General features: G+C 53.4%; 22 protein-coding genes and 1 riboswitch. Of the genes, 11 read left to right on the top strand and 11 right to left on the bottom strand.

Annotated features, from left to right (window positions below; all coding sequences use genetic code 11):
• Positions 1-16: 16 nt before the first annotated feature.
• Positions 17-1,054, bottom strand: a complete 1,038-nt coding sequence (locus NST84_RS01920) for an EAL domain-containing protein (RefSeq protein ID WP_342563990.1) — start codon at positions 1,052-1,054, stop codon at positions 17-19.
• 178 nt (positions 1,055-1,232) lie between these two features.
• On the bottom strand, positions 1,233-1,670 hold the full coding sequence (locus tag NST84_RS01915) for a pyridoxamine 5'-phosphate oxidase family protein (RefSeq protein ID WP_342563989.1): 438 nt from the start codon (positions 1,668-1,670) through the stop codon (positions 1,233-1,235).
• 171 nt (positions 1,671-1,841) lie between these two features.
• Here NST84_RS01915 and NST84_RS01910 point away from each other — a divergent pair, with 171 nt between their 5' ends.
• The 5 genes from NST84_RS01910 (at position 1,842) to NST84_RS01890 (ending at position 6,705) form a co-directional block, all read left to right on the top strand.
• Positions 1,842-3,302 carry a hypothetical protein gene (locus tag NST84_RS01910; protein ID WP_342563988.1) on the top strand — a complete coding sequence of 487 codons (1,461 nt, stop codon included), beginning with the start codon at positions 1,842-1,844 and terminating at the stop codon, positions 3,300-3,302.
• Between the two features lie 71 nt (positions 3,303-3,373).
• Positions 3,374-3,482: riboswitch (TPP riboswitch) on the top strand.
• Positions 3,483-3,612: 130 nt separating this feature from the next.
• A complete protein-coding gene (locus NST84_RS01905) occupies positions 3,613-4,671 on the top strand; it encodes an ABC transporter substrate-binding protein (protein ID WP_342563987.1) in 1,059 nt (352 codons plus the stop codon).
• A 51-nt stretch (positions 4,672-4,722) separates the two neighbouring features.
• Positions 4,723-5,013, top strand: coding sequence for a thiamine-binding protein (locus NST84_RS01900; protein ID WP_068723642.1), 291 nt, complete (start codon positions 4,723-4,725; stop codon positions 5,011-5,013).
• On the top strand, positions 5,010-5,771 hold the full coding sequence (locus tag NST84_RS01895; protein WP_342563986.1) for an ABC transporter permease: 762 nt from the start codon (positions 5,010-5,012) through the stop codon (positions 5,769-5,771). The genes NST84_RS01900 and NST84_RS01895 overlap by 4 nt, the downstream gene beginning before the upstream one ends.
• 100 nt (positions 5,772-5,871) lie before the next feature.
• Positions 5,872-6,705, top strand: a complete 834-nt coding sequence (locus NST84_RS01890) for an ABC transporter ATP-binding protein (protein WP_342563985.1) — start codon at positions 5,872-5,874, stop codon at positions 6,703-6,705.
• 192 nt (positions 6,706-6,897) lie between these two features.
• On the opposite strand, the gene NST84_RS01885 is transcribed toward NST84_RS01890, so the two are convergent.
• The 9 genes from NST84_RS01885 to NST84_RS01845 all read right to left on the bottom strand — a co-directional run bounded on the left by NST84_RS01885 (position 6,898) and on the right by NST84_RS01845 (position 15,901).
• The gene (locus tag NST84_RS01885) at positions 6,898-7,503 is read right to left on the bottom strand and encodes a response regulator transcription factor (RefSeq protein ID WP_342563984.1); all 606 of its coding nucleotides are present in this window, start codon (positions 7,501-7,503) and stop codon (positions 6,898-6,900) included.
• Entirely contained in the window at positions 7,500-8,636 is a 1,137-nt protein-coding gene (locus NST84_RS01880; protein ID WP_342563983.1) for a sensor histidine kinase, read from the bottom strand. Before NST84_RS01880 ends, NST84_RS01885 begins: the two co-directional genes overlap by 4 nt.
• A 6-nt stretch (positions 8,637-8,642) precedes the next feature.
• Positions 8,643-9,386: an ABC transporter permease gene (locus NST84_RS01875; protein ID WP_342563982.1), complete on the bottom strand. Its 744-nt coding sequence runs from the start codon at positions 9,384-9,386 to the stop codon at positions 8,643-8,645.
• Positions 9,383-10,297 (bottom strand): ABC transporter ATP-binding protein, encoded by a 915-nt coding sequence (locus NST84_RS01870; protein ID WP_342563981.1) that lies wholly within the window; start codon positions 10,295-10,297, stop codon positions 9,383-9,385. Before NST84_RS01870 ends, NST84_RS01875 begins: the two co-directional genes overlap by 4 nt.
• Before the next feature lie 704 nt (positions 10,298-11,001).
• Positions 11,002-11,238: a hypothetical protein gene (locus tag NST84_RS01865; RefSeq protein WP_342563980.1), complete on the bottom strand. Its 237-nt coding sequence runs from the start codon at positions 11,236-11,238 to the stop codon at positions 11,002-11,004.
• A 697-nt stretch (positions 11,239-11,935) separates the two neighbouring features.
• On the bottom strand, positions 11,936-12,712 hold the full coding sequence (gene nfsA / locus NST84_RS01860; RefSeq protein WP_342563979.1) for an oxygen-insensitive NADPH nitroreductase: 777 nt from the start codon (positions 12,710-12,712) through the stop codon (positions 11,936-11,938).
• A 28-nt stretch (positions 12,713-12,740) separates the two neighbouring features.
• Positions 12,741-15,194 (bottom strand): heavy metal translocating P-type ATPase, encoded by a 2,454-nt coding sequence (locus NST84_RS01855; protein WP_342563978.1) that lies wholly within the window; start codon positions 15,192-15,194, stop codon positions 12,741-12,743.
• Between the two features lie 116 nt (positions 15,195-15,310).
• Positions 15,311-15,511, bottom strand: a complete 201-nt coding sequence (gene copZ, locus NST84_RS01850) for a copper chaperone CopZ (protein ID WP_342563977.1) — start codon at positions 15,509-15,511, stop codon at positions 15,311-15,313.
• 48 nt (positions 15,512-15,559) lie between these two features.
• The gene (locus tag NST84_RS01845) at positions 15,560-15,901 is read right to left on the bottom strand and encodes a metal-sensitive transcriptional regulator (RefSeq protein WP_342563976.1); all 342 of its coding nucleotides are present in this window, start codon (positions 15,899-15,901) and stop codon (positions 15,560-15,562) included.
• Positions 15,902-16,079: 178 nt separating this feature from the next.
• On the opposite strand from NST84_RS01845, the gene NST84_RS01840 reads away from it, so the two are divergent.
• The 6 genes from NST84_RS01840 (at position 16,080) to NST84_RS01815 (ending at position 22,402) form a co-directional block, all read left to right on the top strand.
• Positions 16,080-16,667 (top strand): DUF5317 domain-containing protein, encoded by a 588-nt coding sequence (locus NST84_RS01840; protein ID WP_342563975.1) that lies wholly within the window; start codon positions 16,080-16,082, stop codon positions 16,665-16,667.
• A gap of 255 nt (positions 16,668-16,922) precedes the next feature.
• On the top strand, positions 16,923-18,761 hold the full coding sequence (locus NST84_RS01835; RefSeq protein ID WP_342563974.1) for a diguanylate cyclase: 1,839 nt from the start codon (positions 16,923-16,925) through the stop codon (positions 18,759-18,761).
• A gap of 183 nt (positions 18,762-18,944) precedes the next feature.
• Complete coding sequence (locus tag NST84_RS01830) at positions 18,945-20,465, top strand: MDR family MFS transporter (protein WP_342563973.1); 1,521 nt, start codon at positions 18,945-18,947, stop codon at positions 20,463-20,465.
• 12 nt (positions 20,466-20,477) lie between these two features.
• The gene (locus NST84_RS01825; RefSeq protein ID WP_342563972.1) at positions 20,478-21,032 is read left to right on the top strand and encodes a PadR family transcriptional regulator; all 555 of its coding nucleotides are present in this window, start codon (positions 20,478-20,480) and stop codon (positions 21,030-21,032) included.
• 108 nt (positions 21,033-21,140) lie between these two features.
• Positions 21,141-21,371, top strand: a complete 231-nt coding sequence (locus tag NST84_RS01820) for a hypothetical protein (RefSeq protein ID WP_342563971.1) — start codon at positions 21,141-21,143, stop codon at positions 21,369-21,371.
• A 56-nt stretch (positions 21,372-21,427) separates the two neighbouring features.
• Positions 21,428-22,402 (top strand): aldo/keto reductase, encoded by a 975-nt coding sequence (locus NST84_RS01815; RefSeq protein WP_342566323.1) that lies wholly within the window; start codon positions 21,428-21,430, stop codon positions 22,400-22,402.
• Positions 22,403-22,415: the final 13 nt, after the last annotated feature.

Below are 22,415 nucleotides of genomic sequence, written 5' to 3'. Positions count from 1 at the left end.
ATATATACTTGATTCATTATGCGCTAAATCCGAAACGCGCCGGCGGCTTGTCCTCCGGTTTGCCGAAAAGATAGCCCTGGGCAAGCTCGATGCCGATCTCCTGGCAGTACTGGAACTCTTCCCGCCGCTCGATACCTTCAGCCAGCACACTGGCTCCGAAAGACCCGGCCCGGTTAATAATATCCTTAATGATCTTCTGATTGCGGTCGTCCTGATCGCAATAGCTGATCAGATTCCGGTCGATTTTCACATAATCCGGTTTGAGACTGGACATAACCTCCACGGTTGAATAACCGGCGCCGACATCATCCAGCGCGACCCGCATCCCCTGTCTCCGGTACTCGGTAAAGATCGCCTGCAGATGCTCCATGTTGCTGATTTTCTCGGTCTCCACCACTTCGAATACAAAATCCTCCGGGTCCTGATCCAGTCGTTCGATGGCCTCAAAGGTGTGGGTAAGGCAAAAATTAGGATTATAAATGGAGGACGGCAAAAAATTAACAAACCGCTTGATGCCCCTGGGCAGCAGCCTTGCACTCGTTTCAATGGCTGAAATCCGTGCGGCACGGTCCAGAAAAGCGTGAAACCCGGTCTGCCGGGCAATTTCAAACAGCTCATAAGGCTGAAAAGCAATACCCTCAGGCAATGGCCGCAGCAGAAGCTCAAAGCCAACGATCTCTTCGGCAAAATTGACAATAGGCTGCATGTGGCTGGTAAAGTCATGATTGGAAATGATAGAAATCAGATTGTCATTGGCGAATCTTATTTCCAGCTGCTCCAAAGAGACCCACCGCTCTGCCGTCACGCTGCATGACTTACCGCTGATGCACAGCTTTAGCTGATTATCCGTCTGCCTCTGCAGAATTTCCAGCAGCTTCAGCAGCTCAAACAGCGCTTCCCTGGAAGTGTACGAAATCTTTCCTGTATTCTTTACGCTTGTGAACTCCACGCCTGCAGCTCTTATGGCGGAGGCAAGCACAAAGGTACACGGCCGGAACCTTATTTCCCCTTCATCCTCCACCGGCTCTATCGCAGAGCAGTCCCTACAGTTCATAGACATCCTCCCTATCATCAAATGTCGAACCTTAGTGTAGCCATTATATCATGATTTACCAATTTTCAACTATGCTGCTGCATCCTCAAAAAGCCACCCGCCAAGACCGGAGTCTGCGGGTGGCTGGATTTTTTTCTTCTGTCAAAACCTGTCTGCTTCATTGTCTTGAACAGCCTGTTTATTTACTTGAAGTAACTCCGGACTGCCAGACGCCGTGCTCTTTATTTTTACCCATATATTCAATCCGTGTAGGTGTAAGCTCCAGAATGACATAATCCGGATCATCCGGTCCCTTGAACCACTCCTCCAGCGATTTGTTCCAGACCTTGGAACGCAGGCTGTCGTCCTTGGTAACGGAGGCTCTGGCTTCAATCTCCAATACATCCTTGCCGCCGCCCTGTTCATATCCAAGCAGCAGAAAAGCATTCGGATTATCCTGCAGCTCCTCTACCTTATGCGTTTTGCGATTAGTAGCCAGGTAAATATTCAGTCCGTCATGAAATACCGCCATGTAACGCACCTTAGGTTTGTTGCCGGCTTCGATCGTGCCGAAGGACCCGAATTTGTTGTCATCTAGTGTCTTGATGATCGTCTGCTCCAGCTCATTATTATTCATTGACAAGATAGCTCCTTTCAGAAATCATGCAGATATAAATTCCTATACCCGCATTCGCAGTTTGGATTTATCATAAAAATTGTGCTTACAATAGTGTACCCCCTTCATTCACATTGAATCCGGGTAATAATATAATGTACTACTATCTTGAACATAAGGTGGAACCTGTTTATGACTAAGCTTTTATCCGCGGATACCGAACCGGAACTACATACAGCACTGCTGCAATTTATCTTTCCTTTCTCCATTAAGGGAGGCGAAGACAATAAACTGATCAGCCAGCTGAAGCAGGATAGCTTCACGCGCTTTTTTCTGGATAACAAGGAGCTTGAAGATGCCTATTACGGGGAAGGCTACTGTGTATCCCATGAAAAAATGGAGCGCAGCTATCTCCCCTTTGCCGCTCATGTACTCTTCCCGAGAGAGAAGGATAAGGATTCCTTCCGCCGCTTCTCCAAGGTAAACAATCTGGACTGTACGCTTAAGATGCCGGGGCGCTCCATCGCTTTCCGGGTGCTGTCCACTGATGTATTTCTCTGTCCGTTTCAGCTGGGTTTTGTGACCATACGGGTGCGCATTGAGGAGGATAAGCTGCCGTTCAGCGTAGCGCTGGAATTCGCCGACCGGTTCCGTACCCTGGAGGACGCTAACCTGCGGGATAAGGGAACCTCCGTTCATAACGGTGACGTATCCTATGAGCAGGTCGAAGATTTTGTGTTCGAGTACCTCGTACCCAGCCTTAAACCGTTTTTGGACCAGTCAGAGCTGGATGGCGCCTATTTCGAAACCCTGCCTTTTTTCGTTGATGAGCGGATGACGGTTCAGGCCTTTTACGGATTTGTTCCTGACGGGGACGAAGAAGACCTTGATATCCGGCTGAGATTCCGCGCCTCCCAGCTGGACGGTCTGGATGGAGGCGGCAATCCATATATGAGCGCAAGCGATCCTGATTATATCAAAGGCTACTGCCGGGAGCATTCCTACAACCGATGGGGTCCCGACACTTATTATATGACCAACGAGCAGACCTTCTGCTGCCTGAGCAGAGCCAAACCCGAAACTGCCACCAAGCTGATCAACCAGATGTACGGCGAATATTATTACGGGCTGCTGCTGAGTATTTTCCACAAAATTGTGCTGCTGAAACTGTCCAATCTGCACTCCCGTCTGCGCATTAACCGTGACTACGATGAAATTGAGAGCCTGATCTTCCTCATAAATAAATTTTCGGCCAAATTCTATTTTATGGAGCTTATTTCGCAGTCTCAGGGCCGGGAGATTTTTTTCCAGCTGCGGAGGGTTTACGGCAATGATGCCCTATTCGATGAGGTCAAAATGACGCTGGATGACCTGTTCCAGTACCAGGATAAATTTCAGGCTAAACGTCAGGATACGCTGCTGATGATCCTTACCGTATTTACGGTTGTCAGCGGTATTTACGGAATGAACCAGGTCATTGAGGACCTGAAGGCACCGATTGACTGGAGCAAAATGACAGAGTATTCGCCTTTTGAGTATTTCGCGCTGTTCCTTACGTTTACAGGGATTGCCGTCAGCCTTTTCCTGACAATGAAGCAGCTGTGGAACGGCATCCGCCGCCGCCGCAGAAAGCGGTATTACTCCAATGAGTAGGGAGATTGCTACTGGACAACCCCAGCCGGTGCGTCTATAATACAGCGTAGAATAAGCAATACCCGATAACTTCATAGAACCAGGGGTGCTGGAATTGGCCGGCTGAGATTGTATCCCGCAAGATACTGACCCTTATACCTGATCTGGATAATGCCAGCGTAGGAATTCATAACTGCTCCCCGGTCCCCTGCGGCCGGAGCCTGCAACCTTGCGCAAATGACTGGCGTCCCGATGATCGGGGCGCTTTTTTTGCATATCAGATTTAGAAACTGGAAGACTAGGGATTGCTGGAAGGAGTGAACAAAGAGAAATGGGAGTCAAAAAAAACTTAATGCTCAGCCTGACCTGTGTACTGGCCCTGGCCATTGCCGGCTGCGGCAGCAACAACGGAACGAATGCAGGTAATGGAGGGAACGCAGCTGCTTCTCCGGAAGCATCCGCTGGAGCAGCCGCAAATGCCCCAGCGGCACTGACCAAGATCAAGGTCGCGCTCGACTGGACGCCAAACACGAACCATACCGGTCTGTACGCGGCCAAGGAACTGGGGTATTACGAGGAAGAAGGCCTTGACGTCGAGATTGTCCAGCCGGGTGCGGCCGGGGCTGATACGATGGTGACCTCAGGCGAAGCCGCTTTCGGTATCAGTGCCCAGGAAGCGCTGACGCTGGCCCGTCTGCAGGATGTGCCGCTGGTATCCATTGCTGCCATCATTCAGCATAATACTTCAGGATTTGCAGCACCGAAGGACCGTAACATCACATCACCCAAGGATTTTGAAGGCAAAACCTACGGAGGCTGGGGATCACCGGCTGAAGAAGCGGCGATGAAAGCGATCATGGACCCGGAAGGCGGCGATGTGAAGAAGGTCAAGCTGGTGAATATCGGTGAAGCCGACTATTTCACTGCCGTAAAGCGCGACATTGATTTCGCCTGGATCTTCTATGCCTGGACCGGTATTGAGGCCGAGCTGCGCGGCGAGCCGCTGGATATGCTGTACCTCAAGGACTACGCGCCGCAGCTTGATTACTACACTCCGGTTCTTACAACCAGTGAAAAACAAATCGCTGAACAGCCTGAGCTGGTAAAAGCGTTCCTGAAAGCTACGTCAAAAGGCTACCAGTACGCCATCGACCAGCCTGAGGAAGCAGCCGCCATCCTGAGCAAGGCAGTACCTGAGCTTGATCCTGAGCTTGTCCTGGCCAGCCAGAAATGGCTGAGCCCGAAATATACGGACGATGCCGCCCGCTGGGGCGAGCAGAAGGCTGAAGTCTGGCAGAATTACGCCGACTGGATGTACGGCCTGAAGCTGTTGGATCAGCCGCTGGATGTGGACAGCACGTTTACCAACGAGTTTTTGCCGGCGGAGTAAATATAATTTGAAGCAAGCTGCATTTCCAATACACTGAGAGGGTTGATTATTGTGGCAAACACACTGTTAAGCATTCAGGTAATCCCTAAAACACCAAACGGTGAGGATTCCATTCCTTATGTAGACAAAGCGATTGAAGTGATCCAGCAATCCGGCGTGAAACATCAGGTGAATCCGCTGGAAACAACAATGGAAGGCGAAATTACCGAGCTGCTGGAGGTTGTCCGCCAGATGCATGAGGCGCTGGTTGCAGCCGGCAGCCCAAGCGTCATCTCCCAGATCAAAATCGCCCATAATCCGAACGGCATCAGCATGGACAAGCTGACGGAGAAATACCGTTGAGACCGTACTTCAGGCAAATCTGGCCGCCCTTAGTGGCGGTCGTCTTGTTTTTAGGGATCTGGCAGCTGGCCGTATCCGCATTCGGCATTGAAGCGTGGATTCTTCCGGGACCCGGGGCGATTGCCCGGTCTTCAGCAGATAACGCCGCCAGCATCTGGTCGCATACCGCTGCTACGCTGCGCCTTACACTGATCGGCTTCCCGATCGGCACAGGCGTCGGGCTGATCGTGGCCCTGCTGCTGCATCTGCTGCCCTGGCTGAAGCGTGCGCTGTACCCGCTGCTGATTCTCAGCCAGAATGTGCCGTCCATCGCACTCGCACCGCTGCTGGTCATCTGGTTCGGCTTCGGGCTGCTGCCGAAGATTGTGCTGATTACGCTCGTCTGCTTCTTTCCGGTCGCAGTCGCTGCTATGGGCGGCCTTGCGCAGAGCGACCGGATGATGATGAACTATATGAAGATGGCCGGTGCAAGCAAGTGGCAGATCTTTACCAAGCTGGAGCTGCCCGGCTCATTACCCTCCCTGTTCTCCGGCGTCAAAATCTCCGCCACTTACGCTGTAATGGGCGCCGTCGTCGCCGAATGGATCGGCGCGGACAAAGGGCTCGGCTATTACATGCTGCTGCAGAAATCGGCTTACCGCACGGATAACGTGTTTGTCGCCATTGCCATTATTGTGTTACTAAGCCTTGTACTGTTCGCCATCATCGCCCTGGCAGAAAGATGGCTGGTTCGCTGGAAGCCGCGGAAAGCGGAATAAGGACAGATCCGGCAGTCTTAAAACCGTCTTTGGCTTTCTTGGGACGACCCCGGGTATTCTAATTGGATTTTCTTAGCTCACCTGGAAAGGAGGTTGATCCATGTATCACCAGACAGACAACAACACGGGCACCGCAAACCGCCTGGCTGCCCAGACCCAGCCGCCCGCGCTTGAGGTCAGCGGCATCTCCAAGACGTTCGGCCGCGGCCGCAAGGAGACCCGCGTGCTGAATGACGTGTCCCTGACCGTCCGGCAGCAGGAGTTCGTCTCCATCCTCGGCCCGTCGGGCTGCGGCAAAAGCACCCTGTTCCATATCATCGGCGGCCTTGAGGCGCCGGATACCGGAACAGTCAGCATGAACGGCCGCATTGTTACCGGGCAGCGCGGCGAGATCAGCTACATGCCGCAGCAGCCTGCGCTGTTCCCTTGGCGCAGCATAGAGGACAACGTCCTGCTCGCGGGTGAGCTGAAGGGCGAGCCGCAGGCAGCCGCGCGGGAGAACGCCCGCCGCTGGCTCGGCCGCGTCGGGCTCGGCGGCTTCGAGCAGGCTTACCCGCACATGCTGTCCGGCGGCATGCAGCAGCGGGCCGCCTTCCTGCGCGCCCTGCTCGCTCCGCAGGAGCTGATGCTGCTTGACGAGCCGTTCAGCGCGCTCGATGCGCTGACGCGCAGCGACATGCAGCGCTGGCTGCTGGAGCTGTGGGAGGAGAACCGCCGTTCCGTGCTGTTCATCACCCACAATATTGAAGAAGCGCTGCTGCTCTCCAGCCGGATCTATGTTTTCTCCGGCCGGCCCGGCTCGATTCTTCATACCGTTGACGTCCCGTTCCCGCGGCCGCGCCGCGAGGAAATCACCGATACGCCTGAATTTCTGCAGCTCAAACGCCAGCTCTCCCAGTGGATGCGGGAGGAGCAGGCAAAGAACAGGATATAGCAAAAGGCCGGACGACGGCTTGTACTACTGCGATAACGTAATTTTTATATACAGAAAGAAAGCCCTGCCTGCCTGTGACAACAGGACGGCCGGGCTTTTTTGACTACAGGTGCGTTGTAGAAACATACGTCCCTTCTGCAAAAAGGATATGAGAGCAGCTTCCGGCACCAAGCACAGGCACCAGGCTGTTGCCTAGATCCAGCCCTTCTCCTCGGCCAGCCGTACCGCCTCGATCCGGCTTTTGACCTCCAGCTTGCTGAGGATTTCCGAGATATAATTACGCACGGTGCCGTAAGACAAGTGCAGTTCACCGGCAATATCACCGGCCGACCGGCCCGCACCGGCAAGCTTCAGAATTTCACGCTCTCGCTCCGATAGCGGATTCTCCTCTCGCAGGCTGCCGAAGACCAGCTCGGGCGAGACCTCACGATGGCCCTGCATTACCCGGCGGATGGCGTCAGCCAGCTTGTCTACCGGCTCATCCTTCAGCAGATATCCCTGAATTCCGGCCTTCACGCCGCGCTCGAAATAACCGGGGCGGGCGAAGGTGGTCAGGATAATGATTTTTGTCGGAGCCATCCGTTCTCTGAGATTTTCTGCAACCTCCAGTCCGCTCATCAGCGGCATTTCAATGTCCAGCAGGCAGATATCAGGCTGGACGCGTTCAATCAATGCCAGTGCCTCCGCACCGTCTCCGGCCTCTCCCGCGACTTCGATATCATCCTCCATATCCAGCAGCGAAGCCATCGCTCCGCGCAACAGACGCTGATCCTCAGCAATAACAACGCTTATCTTCATGCAGTCACTCCTTCCTTCACAATTCTCGGGATAACGACGGTCAGGACTGCTCCTCCGGAATCACCGGCATTAAGCGTCACACTGCCTTCAATCAGCGACAGGCGCTCAGCCATCCCCTTCAGCCCGTTGCCCGCGCGGTGTCCCCCGCCAGCCCGTCCCAGGCCTCCCCCGTTATCTTCAACTGTAATCTGCACTTTGCCTGCCGGCAGCTCAACTGAGATTCTGCACCGGTCGGCTCCGCTGTGCTTCACGATGTTGGTTACCGCCTCTTTAATACAGAGGCTCAGGATATTCTGCGACAGGTCAGAAACTCCTTCCAGGGATACATCGCCTTCCACATCCAGGGCAATCTCAGCGGACCGCAGCATCTCTCCTGCTTCGGCCAGCTCCTCAGCCACTGAAACGGCGCGCATCTCCGATACCAGCTCCCGCACCTGCCGCAGTGCGGCGCGGGAAGTGCGCTGAATCTCGCGGGCTTCCGCCTGGGCGCGCTCAGGGTCTTTAGCGGCCAGCTTTTCGACAAGCTGGCTTTTCAAAGTGATCAGCGATAGCGTATGGCCCATCGTGTCATGCAGGTCACGGGCGATCCGCATCCGTTCCTCGCGTTTGACCATTTCCTTAATTACTTCATTGGCCTGGTCCAGCTTACGCTCCAGCAACCGGTTGCTGCTCAGGGAGCGGATCCCAAAGGGAAACACCAGCATAATCAGCAGAAAAGGCACCAGGAATACCAGATTCTCCAGTTCCATTCCCTGTACAGCTATCAGCAGCGGTACCAGTATGGACAGGGCAAATACGGCGTAAGCGGGCCTGAACAGTTTTTTGTCAGTGTACCAGCCGATAAAATTAGCAGCATAAAAACCAAGGTAAAAATTATAAGGTGTATAAAATACACTCAGCACGACAATCAGCAGCAGCTGCAGCCCGAGCCACAGATGAAAAGCTTTCCCGCTGCCTGCCCAATACAGCTGTTGATATGTCACGGCGAACAGTACCAGCATACAGACGCCCAGCAGCAGCTTCCACCCGTGCTCGATCTGCAGATTGAAAGCCGGCATCAGCAGATACAGCAGCCATACATAAGGAAATGCCCCGAACCTTTGCGGGAACAAATAAAACTTTTTTCGTGCCATTGTCCGCTACACCGCTTCCTGTTTTTTTCGGATATATACCGATAGTAGCATAAAGATTGCCAGATATCCGAGCAATATCAGTACTCCGCCCCACTGCGGATGATCTCCCTGCACCAGTCTCCACGCCCCGTCCCCGTAATTATAGGAGGGCAGCCACTGCCCGATTCTTTGCACTGACTTAGGCAAAATCTCCAGCGGCATCCACATCCCGCCTGCCAGCGCCAGCACCATATACAGCACATTGCTGACCCCGCTCGCCGTATCTACCCGCTTCATCAGGCCGACCAGTGTTCCCAGCGCCATAAACGGCAGTGCACCAAGTACAATCCACAGCCCGCTGAACAGCCACTCTGCCGCGCTGAGCGACACCCCGTTGATCAGATAACCCGCCGTAAAAATACACAAAACCGAGAACAGATGCATAATGGTCTGGCCGAACATTTTTCCGAGAAAATAGATTGAAGCCGGCAGCGGTGTAATCCGCATAAACGTGTTCCATCCCTGGGTACGTTCCTGCACCAGCCGGATGCCCAGCGTCATAATCGACGAGCCCATTACGCTGAAAGCTGACATCGACATCAGGTAATGCGCTTGCCAATGCCTGACATCATCGGTTCCCGTGTTCACCACTTTGGTAAAAATAAAATAGAACAGGATCGGCATCAGCAGCGACCAGAATACAAAATACGGATTGCGTACGATTCGCAGCAGCTCGGCCTTGCACTGGTTCATTAACAGGTTCTTATTCATTGCTGTTCCGCCTCTCCCGGGTTTCCGGTTAGTTGTTCAAACGCCGCATCCAGCCGGCCCTGATCAATCCTCACATCCTTCACTTCCAGTCCTCCGGTAAAAAGATCCCGCAGCGCCTCGTCCGTGCTCTCCGCAGTCACATAAATCCGGCCGTCCCTGCTGCTGATTTCATTAATAGAGGGAAGCTGCCGAAGCTGTACCAGCAGTTTGGAGGCGTCTCCTGCCGGAAGAAAAGACAGCGAGCTGCGCACCAGCTGTGATTTAATTTCATCCGGAGTGCCGTCTGCCACCAGTGTTCCCCGGCTGAACAGCAGAATCCGGTCCGCTATATCCTCCGCCTCCTGCAGATAGTGCGTGGTGAACAGAATGGTTTTGCCCCCGGCGGCCAGTCCGCGCACCGTCTCCCAGAACTTCCGCCGCGCCGCTACATCCATCCCCACTGTCGGCTCATCCAGAAACAGCAGATCCGGGTCACCGGCCAGTGCCAGGGCAAAGCCCAGGCTGCGCTTTTGCCCGCCGGACAGCTTTTCCGCGTACCGCTTAAGGTCGGACTCTGCCAGTCCCGTCGCCTTATACAGCACCTCCGTGTCCATTGGCTGCGGGTAGTAACTCCGGGTCAGCTTAATGAGCTCATGCACCTTCAGCCGGTCCATCACGCTTACCTCCTGGAGCATAGCTCCTGTTTTTTCTCTTACCGCACTGTGCCCGGGCTGCTTGCCGAACACGGTGATCCGTCCCTCTGCCGGTTCGGTCAGACCCAGCAGCATCGCCAGCATCGTTGATTTGCCTGCTCCATTCGGTCCCAGGATTGCTGTCACCGTCCCCTTGCCGACGCTGAAGCTGATGCCATCCACCGCCTTTTTGCCTTGGTACGCCTTGCTGACCTGCTCCATCTCTATTACATGCTCCATGTCCGTTCCCCCGCATCCTTAAACTTTATACTCCTATAGTACTGGAGGCAGGGAACTGACATTAGTAAGGACTGTCACTGAAATGGACTGACAATTGTCACCTTGCGGCGGGGGAAGAGGAATCAGGCAGGCGGCGGGCCACTTTGAGCTGAATCAAAGGCATTTTTGCCTTTCATTCCGCACACCGGGCCACTTTGAGCTGAATCAAAGGCATTTTTGCCTTTCATTTCGCACACCGGGCCACTTTGAGCTCGAATCAAAGGCATTTTTGCCTTTCATTTCACGCACTGAGCCACTTTAGCTCGAATCAAAGGCATTTTTGCCTTTCATTCCGCGCACCGGGCCACTTTGGGCTGAATCAAAGGCATTTTTGCCCTTCATTTCGCACGCCAAGCCAATTTAGCCCGAATCAAAGGCATTTTTGCCTTTCATTTCGCACGCCAAGCCAATTTAGCCCGAATCAAAGGCATTTTTGCCCTTCATTTCGTGCGCCGGGCCACTTTGGGCTAAATCAAAGGCATTTTTGCCTTTCATTCCGCGCACCGGACCACTTTAGCTCGAATCAAAGGCATTTTTGCCCTTCATTTCGCACGCCAAGCCAATTTAGCCCGAATCAAAGGCATTTTTGCCTTTCATTTCGCACGCCAAGCCAATTTAGCCCGAATCAAAGGCATTTTGCCTTTCATTTCGTGCGCCGGGCCAATTTAGCCCGAATCAAAGGCATTTTTGCTCTTCATTTCGTGCGCCGGGCCACTTTGGCTCGAATCAAAGGCATTTTTGCCTTTCATTCCGCACACCGGGCTACTTTGGGCTGAATCAAAGGCATTTTTGCTCTTCATTTCGTGCGCCGGGCCACTTTGGCTCGAATCAAAGGCATTTTTGCCTTTCATTCCGCACACCGGGCCACTTTGAGCTGAATCAAAGGCATTTTTGCCCTTCATTTCGCACGCCAAGCCAATTTAGCCCGAATCAAAGGCATTTTTGCCTTTCATTTCGCACGCCAAGCCAATTTAGCCCGAATCAAAGGCATTTTTGCCCTTCATTTCGTGCGCCGGGCCACTTTGGGCTAAATCAAAGGCATTTTTGCCTTTCATTCCGCGCACCGGACCACTTTAGCTCGAATCAAAGGCATTTTTGCCTTTCATTCCGCGCACCGGGCCACTTTGGGCTGAATCAAAGGCATTTTTGCCCTTCATTTCGCACGCCAAGCCAATTTAGCCCGAATCAAAGGCATTTTTGCCTTTCATTTCGCACGCCAAGCCAATTTAGCCCGAATCAAAGGCATTTTTGCCCTTCATTTCGTGCGCCGGGCCACTTTGGGCTAAATCAAAGGCATTTTTGCCTTTCATTTCGCACGCCAAGCCAATTTAGCCCGAATCAAAGGCATTTTTGCCTTTCATTTCACGCACTGAGCCACTTTAGCTCGAATTAAAGGCATTTTTGCCTTTCATTTCGCACGCCAAGACAATTTAGCCGAATCAAGGGCCCTTCTGGCTCCTCCCCCGTCTGTTGCCACCTCTCCCGCCGGCAGCACAAAAAAGCATGGTCCCCCGGCTGCGCCGGTACACCATGCTTTTAATACAAATCCGCTCATCCCTGCCAACACCACGGTAATCCGCCTTGGAACAGCAGCAGAGGTTACCGCTTCATAAAGCCCTTCTCCTGCAGAAAATCCTTCAAATGCAGCCGGGCAGGCTCAGCCAGCCGCTTGGCCATCATAGCAGACCAAGGGGCGTTGCTCTGTCCGCCGGTCCGTTTATGCATGTACTCACTGCTCACCTTGTCGTAGATCCCGACCTGGGCTGCGGTTTTCTCCTTGTCGTACCCGTTGTAGTGCAACACTGCAGACAATGGCAGGCGCGGGCGCAGGCCGGCTTCTCCGGCCGGGGTGCCCAGGCACATGCCGAACACGGGATAGACCAGCTCAGGCAGGCCGAGCAGCTCGGATACAGCGGCGCTGTTGTTGCGGATGCCGCCGATGTAGACAATTCCGAGGCCCAGGGACTCGGCAGCGATTGCCGCATTCTGCGCCGCCAGGGCAACGTCAACGGTGGCAACGATCAGGTTCTCTGTCGTGTCCTCATAAGTTTCTGCATCGCCCAGATGCGGACGCACTGTCTCCCGCAGCCGGTACAGGTCAGCGCACCACACCAGGAACACAGGACACTGCTCGATATAGGCCTGGTTGCCCGAGTGTGCCGAGAGCTGTGCCTTCAGCCCGGCATCAGTCACAGCGATGACGCTGTAAGCCTGCACGTTGCTGGAGGTGGACGCCATCTGTGCCGCGCCGATAATGGCAGCAAGCTGCTCATCACTTACAGGCGTGTCCTGAAACTGGCGGACAGAGGCATGCTTCATTAAAAGAGACAGGGTTTCATTATCGGTACTGCCTGCATTAGTTGGTTCTTTACTCATCGTTATCGCTCCTTATTCCTGCCGCCGGCTACAGCTTCACCCGCTGCAGCCGCAGCGCATTGAGTACAACCGACACGGAGCTGAAGGCCATCGCCGCTCCTGCGAGCCACGGTGCCAGAAAGCCCAGTGCGGCTACCGGTATCCCAATTGTATTGTAAGCGAGCGCCCAGAACAAATTCTGCTTGATATTGCGCATGGTCTTGCGGCTCATCAGAATGGCGTCGGGGATGCTCATCAGATCGCCGCGCATAAGCGTAATGTCCGCTGCTTCCATGGCAACGTCCGTACCGGTGCCAATGGCCATCCCGGTATCCGCTGTCGCCAGCGCCGGCGCATCATTGATCCCGTCGCCGACCATGGCAACCTTCACGCCGCCGCTTTGCAGTCTGCGGATCTCTGCCGCTTTGCCTTCGGGCAGCACCTCCGCCAGCACGGTACGGATGCCGGCCTGCTGCGCAATCGCTTCGGCAGTCAGCTTGTTGTCACCAGTGATCATGACAACCTCAATGCCCATCTCATGCAGCCTGGCTACCGCTGCCTTGGAAGTCTCCTTGATCGTATCGGCAACCGCCACAATACCGGCTATGCTTCCATCAAGAGACACCAGCATCGCCGTCTTGCCCTCCTGCTCCAGCTTCCTCATCAGCTGGCTCCAGGGGCCGGTATCCGCGCCGCTCTCCTCCATCATCCGGCGGGTTCCTACCAGCACCGCCGCTCCGTCAACAACCGCCGAAATACCCCGGCCGGGTACCGCCTGGAACTGCTCTGCCGCCGGCAGTGTGAGTCCGCGGACTGCAGCACCGGCCACAATAGCCTCGGCGAGCGGATGCTCCGAGAGCTTCTCAGCCGCTGCCGTAACCGCCAGCAGCCGGTTCTCCGCCAGCTCCCTGCCGTGCGCTGCGATGCCGGTAGTCGTCAGAATATCCGTAAGCACCGGCTTGCCGCTCGTTACCGTACCGGTCTTATCCAGCACAACGGTCCGAATATCCCGCGCAGCCTCCAGATGCTCGCCGCCCTTGAAGAGAATCCCGAATTCGGCAGCCCGTCCGGAGCCGGCCATAATCGAGGTCGGTGTCGCCAGACCAAGCGCGCAGGGGCAGGCGATGACGAGCACGGCAATCGCTTTTTCCAGTGCGTCGGCAAACTGTCCGGGTGCCCCCCAGAGGTACCAGATGAAGAAGGTCAGAGCTGCAACAGCAACAACGATCGGTACAAAAATACCGGAGATCACATCGGCAATCCGCTGAATCGGCGCCTTGGAGCCCTGCGCCTCCTCAACCACCCGGATAATCTGCGCCAGGGCAGTATCCCGGCCTACCTTACGGGCTTCAATCTTCAGCATCCCGTTTTTGTTAATCGTGGCTCCGATGACGGCGTCGCCCGGCTTCTTCTCCACCGGAATGCTCTCGCCAGTTAGCATCGATTCATCCACAGAGGACAATCCTTCCAGCACCTGGCCGTCAACCGGAATCTTCGTGCCCGGCTTCACCAGTACAATGTCGCCGGGAATAACTTCTTCTATAGAAATGCTGATCTCGTTACCGCCGCGGATGACAAGCGCGGTCTTGGCCTGCAGCCCCATCAGGCTGCGGATGGCATCCGAGGAACGGCCTTTGGCCAGCGCCTCGAACCATTTACCCACCAGGATCAGCGTAATCAGCACTGCACTCGTTTCATAGTACATATCCACGGTGTGGTTCATGCCGCTCATCCCGAGGGAATCTATGGTCAGATACAAGCTGTAGAAATACGCGGCGGAGGTACCCAGCACGACAAGCACATCCATATTCGCGCTGCCGTTCTTCAGCGCCTTATAGGCGCTCACATAAAACTGCCAGCCGATAATGAACTGCACCGGAGTCGCCAGTATAAGCTGGAACCAGGGATTCATCAGCAGATCCGGAGCCGGAATCCGGGAGGTAAAGGAGAAATGGCCAACCATCGCCCACAGCAGCGGGAAGGACAGGATCGCCGAGATCAGCCACTTATTCCGTTTACGTACAATCTCCTGGCCACGCTGGTCCACTGTCTCCCCCCGGTCCCGCTTAAGTGACGCCTTATAACCAATGCTGCTGACCTTCTCCATAATATCCGCCGTACTGATATTGCCCGGCGAATATTCCACATGCGCCGTCTCCAGCGCCAGATTCACATTCACCGACGCAATCCCGGGCATCTTGCCTAGCACCTTCTCGATCCGCGCCGAGCAGGCGGCACAGGTCATGCCCGTAATATCAAAATCCGCTGCTTCCCTAACCGTATCATAACCGAGCGAACGGATTTTCTCCTCAATCTGCGGCAGCCCCGCGACCGCAGGATCAAAGCCGACCGTCGCCTGCTCCAGCGCAAGATTCACATTGGCCCGCGACACCCCATCCATCCGGGACAGCCCCTTCTCAATCCGGGCTGCGCAGGCGGAGCAGGTCATGCCTGTAATCTGCAGCGTTGTCTGCTGCAAGCCTGTTTCTGAACTCTTTTCCATGTATCAAGCACCTCCCATACCCCTATAGGGTATAATTTAAAGAAAAATAAAAGGCTTGGACGCCACCGGATCTCATTACAGATCCCGGCTCCAGGCCTTTATTGCCGGAATCCGGCTTATACCACGTCGTATCCCTGATCCTCGATAGCTTCTTTAATAGTGTTCAGGCTTACTTTGCTCTCGTCATACTCTACTGCCACTTGCTTGGCTTGCAGGTCTACTTTGGCAGCAGCGCCCAGACCGCTTACAGCTTTCTCTACGGCACTGACACAGTGTCCGCAGGACATTCCTTCTACAGTTAAAGTTACGTTTGACATGGCAAACCCTCCTATAAAATGTTGTTGCGGCAATTAACCTTTTATGCCCTATTTCATGAGCTTGTTGACTGTAATCAGCAGCTCGTCGATAACTTCATGCTCTCCGGCTTCAATCCGTTCAACAATGCAGCTTCGCATATGCCCTTCGAGCAGCAGCTTTCCGACTCCGCCGAGTGCAGCCTGTACAGCGGCCAGCTGATTAAGCACATCATCGCAATAGGTATCGCGCTCAATCATGCCCTTGATTCCGCGGATCTGCCCTTCTATCCGGTTGAGACGGGTAGCCAGTCCATTCTTGAATTCTTCTGAATGATGGCTCTTGCGTTCGCCCGGCGTATGACAGCTGCTGTCGCAGGCTGCAGAAGAATGCTTCTGTTCCTTGGGTGCCATCTCCATACCTCCCCGTATCCTGGCTGCAAAATCAGCTTAACATACCCCCATAGGGTATGTCGAGAAAAATTTTTATGCAATAAAAAGGTTTTTCATTGAATGACAGCGAACTATCCATGAAGCACAGTAAATTTTTACATATTTACATTACATATTCATAAGGCAGGTAGTCAGCTTAATGGTTTATGACGGTATTATTATCGGTTTAATTGTCGGCTTGTTCAGAGGCGGCTTGAAGCACGGCCTCGTCCAGTTCAGCAATATCCGGCTAAAGTCCGGCTGGATCTTCCCGCTGCTGCTGGTATTCCAATTTTTTATGTTTTATATTCAGGAGCGGTCGTCCACTGTAGCCGCAGCCAGCGGATATGTTTATATCGCTGTGTATGTGGTGGGGCTGATTTTTTTATGGTTGAACCGGCACAACAAAGGATTTTGGCTGATTATGATAGGCGTATTCCTGAATTTTCTGGTTATGCTTGTCAACGGAGGGAGAATGCCGGTATCTTACGAGGCGGCGTCCGTACTGGACCCGATCTATCTGGACATGCTCAAGAGCGGTGACGCAGTAACCAAGCACTATCTGCTTGATGCTTCGACCCGTTTAGCTTTTCTGGGCGATATTATCCCGCTGTCCAGCCCTTATCCGCGTACGCAGGCTATCAGCATTGGCGATGTGGTTATGAACTTCGGGATCTTCCTGTTCATCATCAATATCATGACACCTGCCGCCACAACCCGTAAACCTCAGCCGGATGTGCAGGGATAAGCCGCTAATTGACTAAATGAAGGGAGGGTTACCTGTGAAAAAAATTAAATATTCCCGTCTTGCATTCAACGCTATTATCGTAGCTTCCGTAGTTGTTGCTCTGACTTCGGGCTTCAAAATCGGCGGACTATAAAATGATTTCCAAGCGAAACAGGCGGCTATTCCGCCTGTTTCTTTACATTACCGCTATTCATTTGTTCCTAAAACCATTATTATGTACAAAGGAATATTTTGATAATGTAAAGAGGGGTCCTCATGGCTAAACTTAAATCTTTTGCTGCAACGTTGGATTCAGGGCACATGTACGCACTGTCTGTCTGCCTGATTGGCATGGGGCTTTTTTCATATACGAACCGCTTTGAGTTCCTTCACTACTCCACATCCACCTGGGTCTGGGTCTATGCAATGACCAGCGCCTGCCTGGTGCTTAACTTCTTTATGATCCAGCTCCCGCCGGAAGGCAACGAGCAGTCGCTGGACTCTTCGGTTTATCTCGCCTGCATTTTTATTTTCGGACCCGGCTTTACACTGACCGTACTGCTGCTGAACTGCCTGTTCTTCGCCATCATTGACCGGGGCACACGCTGGTGGAAGCATCTGACCAATTTTTTCATCTACAGTATCATGATTATCGTATCTGCAGCCTGCTTCCAATACCTCGGGGGAACTCCCGGTGCGCTCATTAACACGCAATTATTCACGTATCTCCTGGTGCTGGCTGTTTATTTCTTTATGAATACCCTGCTCGTCGTCCTGTACTATTACATTTTATACCGGGCTACGTTATACGAAACAATCAAAGATATGATTAAAGATGCAATGTTCGTCTATCTGTGTACTTTAGTGCTTTCCCTCGTATTGACTGTACTGGTCTATCATAATCAGATTCTCGGGCTGCTGCTCTACATGTGCCTGGCGGTGCTGCTCTGTCAATCATTCAAAAAGCTGTTCTCCATGTACCGCAGCATTCAAGAACGGGCCAACACGGATCAGCGGACCGGATTGTTCAACCACAGCTACTTCGAGGAAGTTCTGGAACAGGAAATTCAGAAATCAAGGTCTACCGGCGTGCCGTTGTCGCTGGCCATGATCGACCTTGACGACTTCAAAAAATATAATGATCACTTCGGGCATCTTCAGGGGGACAAGCTGATTTCCTTTGTCGGGGAATTGCTCAAATCAGAATCCCAAAAGTCCGGCACGATTGCTGCGCGATACGGAGGTGAGGAGTTCACGCTGCTTATGCCCGGCTACGACAGCCTGCAGGCCCGCACTTACATTGACCTGCTGCGCAAAAAGCTTAACAACAGCCGCTTTAACGGCGTTGAGATTTTTCCGCTCGGCTGCCTCGCCTTTTCCGCCGGTATTGCTGCCAGCAGCAGCGACATTCACGATAAATCACAGCTAGTCGACCATGCCGATCAGGCACTCTACTACTCCAAACGCCAGGGCAAGAATACCGTGCATACTTACGGAGAACATTCACCGCTGGAGCAGGAGCTTGATTTCAGCCAGGATGTACGGGATATTGAGCAGCAGCTCAATCTGTTCATGTATAAGGATATGGAGACCTTCCGCCACTCCAAGCGTGTCTTCCGTTATGCCATGGATATCAGCGAAATACTGGAGATGGATGCCATATCCAAAAGAAATTTCACCCTGGGCGCACTGATTCACGACATCGGCAAGCTGGAGATTCCGTGGAGCATCCTCAACAAAACAGACAAGCTGGAGCCCGAGGAATGGGAAATGGTCAAATGGCATGTCACCTGGGGCAAAAAAATGGCGCTCACCAATGACAAGTTCAAGGAGCTCGCACCTTACATTGAGCTGCACCACGAACGTTACGACGGCAAAGGGTATCCTTACGGGTTCAAAGGCGAGGAAATCCCCCGTCTATGCCGGATGCTGACGATTATCGACTCCTTTGATGCAATGACTACTGAAAGGCCGTACCAGCCGACCAAATCGTTTGAGGAAGCGGTCATAGAGCTGCGTGCCTGTGCCGGAAGCCAGTTCGACCCTGAGCTTACCGAGCTTTTTATTAACTATATTGAATCCAGAGAGCCCCGGCACGGAATTGCGGCGATGTAAGTCCTCGCCGTCTCCGGCCGGCTTTTTTTTACCGGCAGCCCTCCTGTTCAATCCCCGCATACAACCCGGCCAATACGCCTATACTCTCTATTGAATGCCTTGAAAATAAAGGTTGCTACCCTATTCAAATTTGAATATAATAAGGTCTGTTTCCAGAACTAAAAGAAAAGGAGCCTGCGAAGCATGCATACTAAAGAAAGCAATTTAAAGCTCGTAGTGGTTGGCCTGCTGCTTGGTATTCTGATGTCCGCGATGGACAATACCATTGTAGCCTCAGCTATGGGCACCATTGTATCCGAGCTTGGCGGACTCGATAAAATCGTCTGGGTTACCTCTGCGTATATGGTCATGGTAATGGCCGGTACCCCGATCTTCGGCAAGCTGTCCGATATGTACGGGCGCAAACGGTTCTTTATCTTCGGACTGATCGTCTTCCTGGCAGGCTCGGCCCTGTGCGGTACGGCGAGCAGCATTACCCAGCTCAGTATTTACCGGGCTATTCAGGGGATTGGCGGCGGTGCGCTGATGCCGATTGCCTTCACCATCGTGTTCGATATTTATCCGCCTGAAAAAAGAGGCAAGCTGACCGGTCTCTTCGGTGCCGTCTTCGGGATCTCCAGCGTAATCGGTCCGCTTCTGGGTGCTTACATCACGGATTACTTAAGCTGGCAATGGGTGTTCTACATCAATCTGCCGATCGGTATCGTAGCTTTTGCACTGATAATGACGTCTTATAAAGAATCCGTCTCTCATGCCAAGCAGCGGATTGACTGGGGCGGCGCCTTTACGCTTGTCGGCTCGATCATCTGCCTGATGTTCGCGCTTGAGCTCGGCGGCAATCAATACGCCTGGGATTCCGCTACAATTCTCGGCCTGTTCGCCGGCTTTGCCGTTCTGCTGATTGCCTTCATCTTTATTGAACGTTACGCGGCAGAACCGGTGATTTCGTTCGCGATGTTCGGCAAACGCCTGTTTGCGACCAGCAGCCTGATTGGGCTGTTCTACGGCTCTACTTTTATCGTAGCTACTGTCTACATTCCCATCTTTGTGCAGGGTGTTAACGGCGGCTCGGCCACTAACTCCGGGCTGATTCTGATGCCGATGATGATCGGCACCGTGCTCGGAAGCCAGACCGGCGGGCTGCTGACTACCAAGACCAGCTTCCGCAACATCATGTTACTGTCGGCCGTCTGCTTCCTGGCCGGAGTCTTTTGCCTGAGCACCTTGTCGCCGGATACTTCGCGTCTGATGCTTAACATCTTCATGCTGCTGACCGGCTTCGGTGTCGGCTTCTCCTTCTCCGTGCTCAGCATGGCTTCGATCCATCATTTTGATATGCGCCAGCGCGGTTCAGCGACATCCACAAGCACCTTCATGCGTTCGCTGGGCATGACGCTCGGGATTACCATCTTCGGGATTATCCAGCGCAACAGCTTTACAGACAGCCTGAGCGGTGCCTTCGGCAATAGTGAACAGGCTGCTTCCTTCGGCAATCCGCAGGCAGCGCTGACACCGGAAGCAAGAGCCGGCATTCCGGCTGCCGTACTCGAAAAGATTACAGGCGCCTTGTCGGACTCCATCTCGCACACCTTCATGTGGGCGCTGATTCCGGCAGCACTGGGTGTTGCTTTTGTCCTGCTCATGCCGGGAGACCGGCTTACGCTTAAGCCGAAGACAGCACAGCCTTCCAGTGACCGGGGATAACCTGAGATGTCGATGAAGATGGTAATCCTCGGCCTGCTGCAGGAGAAAGATATGCACCCTTATGAGATCATGCTCATCATGAAAGAGCGGATGTACGACCAAATGATGAAGCTGCAGATGGGCTCGCTCTATTACGCTGTCGACAAGCTGGCGCAGGAGAAGCATATCGAGGCTGTGGAGACCATCCGCAGCAATGACCGTCCGGACAAAACCATTTACCGGATTACCGGTAAAGGAAAAGCCCTGTTCGAGCAGCTGGTTCTGCAGCAGATCAAAAAGATGGAGCTGGTCTTCCATCCCCTGTATATGGCTCTGGCGCTTTCGCGATATATAGACCAGGACAAGGTGGAAAAGATACTGGAGGAACGCATCCGTGAAACCCAGCATCAGGTCAACTATGCCTATCAGGTATATGAGGAGCATATTTCAGTTGTCCCCCGTTCGGCGCTGCACCTGATGTACGGGCGGTATGAACACAACCTTACTGAGCTGAAGTGGTTAAAGCGGCTCTACGCAGATGTTAAGGCACGTAAGCTGAACGACTACGGAACACCGTTGTCACTATAAAATATATTTTGGACAAAGGGGCCCCGGCGGGCCTCTTTGCTGTTTAATAACACTCTATTGCGTGTATTAACGTGCAAACTGCAAATTCATGAGAGCGAGGGGAATAACATGGATAAGGAAAAAGAGCAATTGAAGGACAATAAGCTGCAAGGAGACAACCGTGACCATCCTGAGCAATACCCGACAGACCAGCCCAGCCTGTTTGACCTGCATGAAAGCGAGCAGCATGTCGATCCGATTCCGGTCGAGGACCTTACGCTGGAACAGCAGGAGGAAAAGGATAAGGAAGGCACCAAGCACCGCTCCTCCAGTGACAAAAAGTACCATACCGGTTTCTAAAAGGTGTACAATAATCCCTGAACTGTAATTCCATTTAGACGGAGGGATTCATTTTGCTGAAAACGCTGCCACTTAATGTCCGGGGTATCCCGGCCAGCCGCATCGCCCTGGGCTGTATGGGCCTTGGCGGAGGCTGGGATCATGAGCCGCTGACCGCAGATAACATCCGGCAGGGTCATGAGGCGGTTGAAGCCGCATTATCCATCGGCATTAATTTTTTTGATCATGCCGATATCTACACCCGCGGTAAAGCGGAGAAGGTATTCGGACAAATCTTCAAGGACCGGCCGGGACTGCGTGAGGAAATGATTATCCAGTCCAAATGCGGCATCAGGCTAATTGAACCGGGAGATACCAGCAATACCTTTGATATCTCCGGGGAGCATATCCTGAAGAGTGTTGATGGCACATTATCCCGTCTCGGTACAGACTATCTTGATATTCTGCTGCTGCACCGGCCCGACCCGCTGATGGATCCTGAGGAGATTGCCGAGGCATTGCACCAGCTTAAACAGTCAGGTAAAGTCCGCCATTTCGGCGTTTCCAATATGAGCGCCGCCCAGATCAGGCTGCTGCAGCATTATTGCGATGAGCCGTTTATCGTGAACCAGCTTCATATGAGCCTGGCCAAGATCAGCTGGCTTGATGCGATGGTCAGCGTGAACCGTGAGCCGTGGAAAGACATTACCTTTCCTGAAGGCACGGTAGAATACTGCCGCATGGAGAATATCCAGCTGCAGGCCTGGGGCCCGCTCGCCCAGGGCAGCTTCAGCGGACGTTCCCTTGAAGGACAGCCGGAGAGCGTAGTGAATACAGCAGCAATGGTCAGCTCGCTCGCCGAACAGAAGAGCACCACCCCTGAAGCCATCGTATTATCCTGGCTGATGACCCATCCGGCGGCCATACAGCCGGTCATCGGCACTGTGAATCCTAAGCGGATTGCCGCCTGCGCGGGGGCAGACCAGCTTGAGCTGACCCGTAAGGAATGGTACGAGCTGTATATCAGCTCACGCGGTGAGAAACTGCCTTAATTATGCCTGCTAT

It is taken from the genome of Paenibacillus sp. FSL R7-0345 (assembly GCF_038595055.1).
GTDB lineage: Bacteria > Bacillota > Bacilli > Paenibacillales > Paenibacillaceae > Paenibacillus_AQ.
The sequence above is the reverse complement of the archived record's forward strand: the minus strand, read 5'-3'. Positions and strand labels throughout refer to the sequence as shown.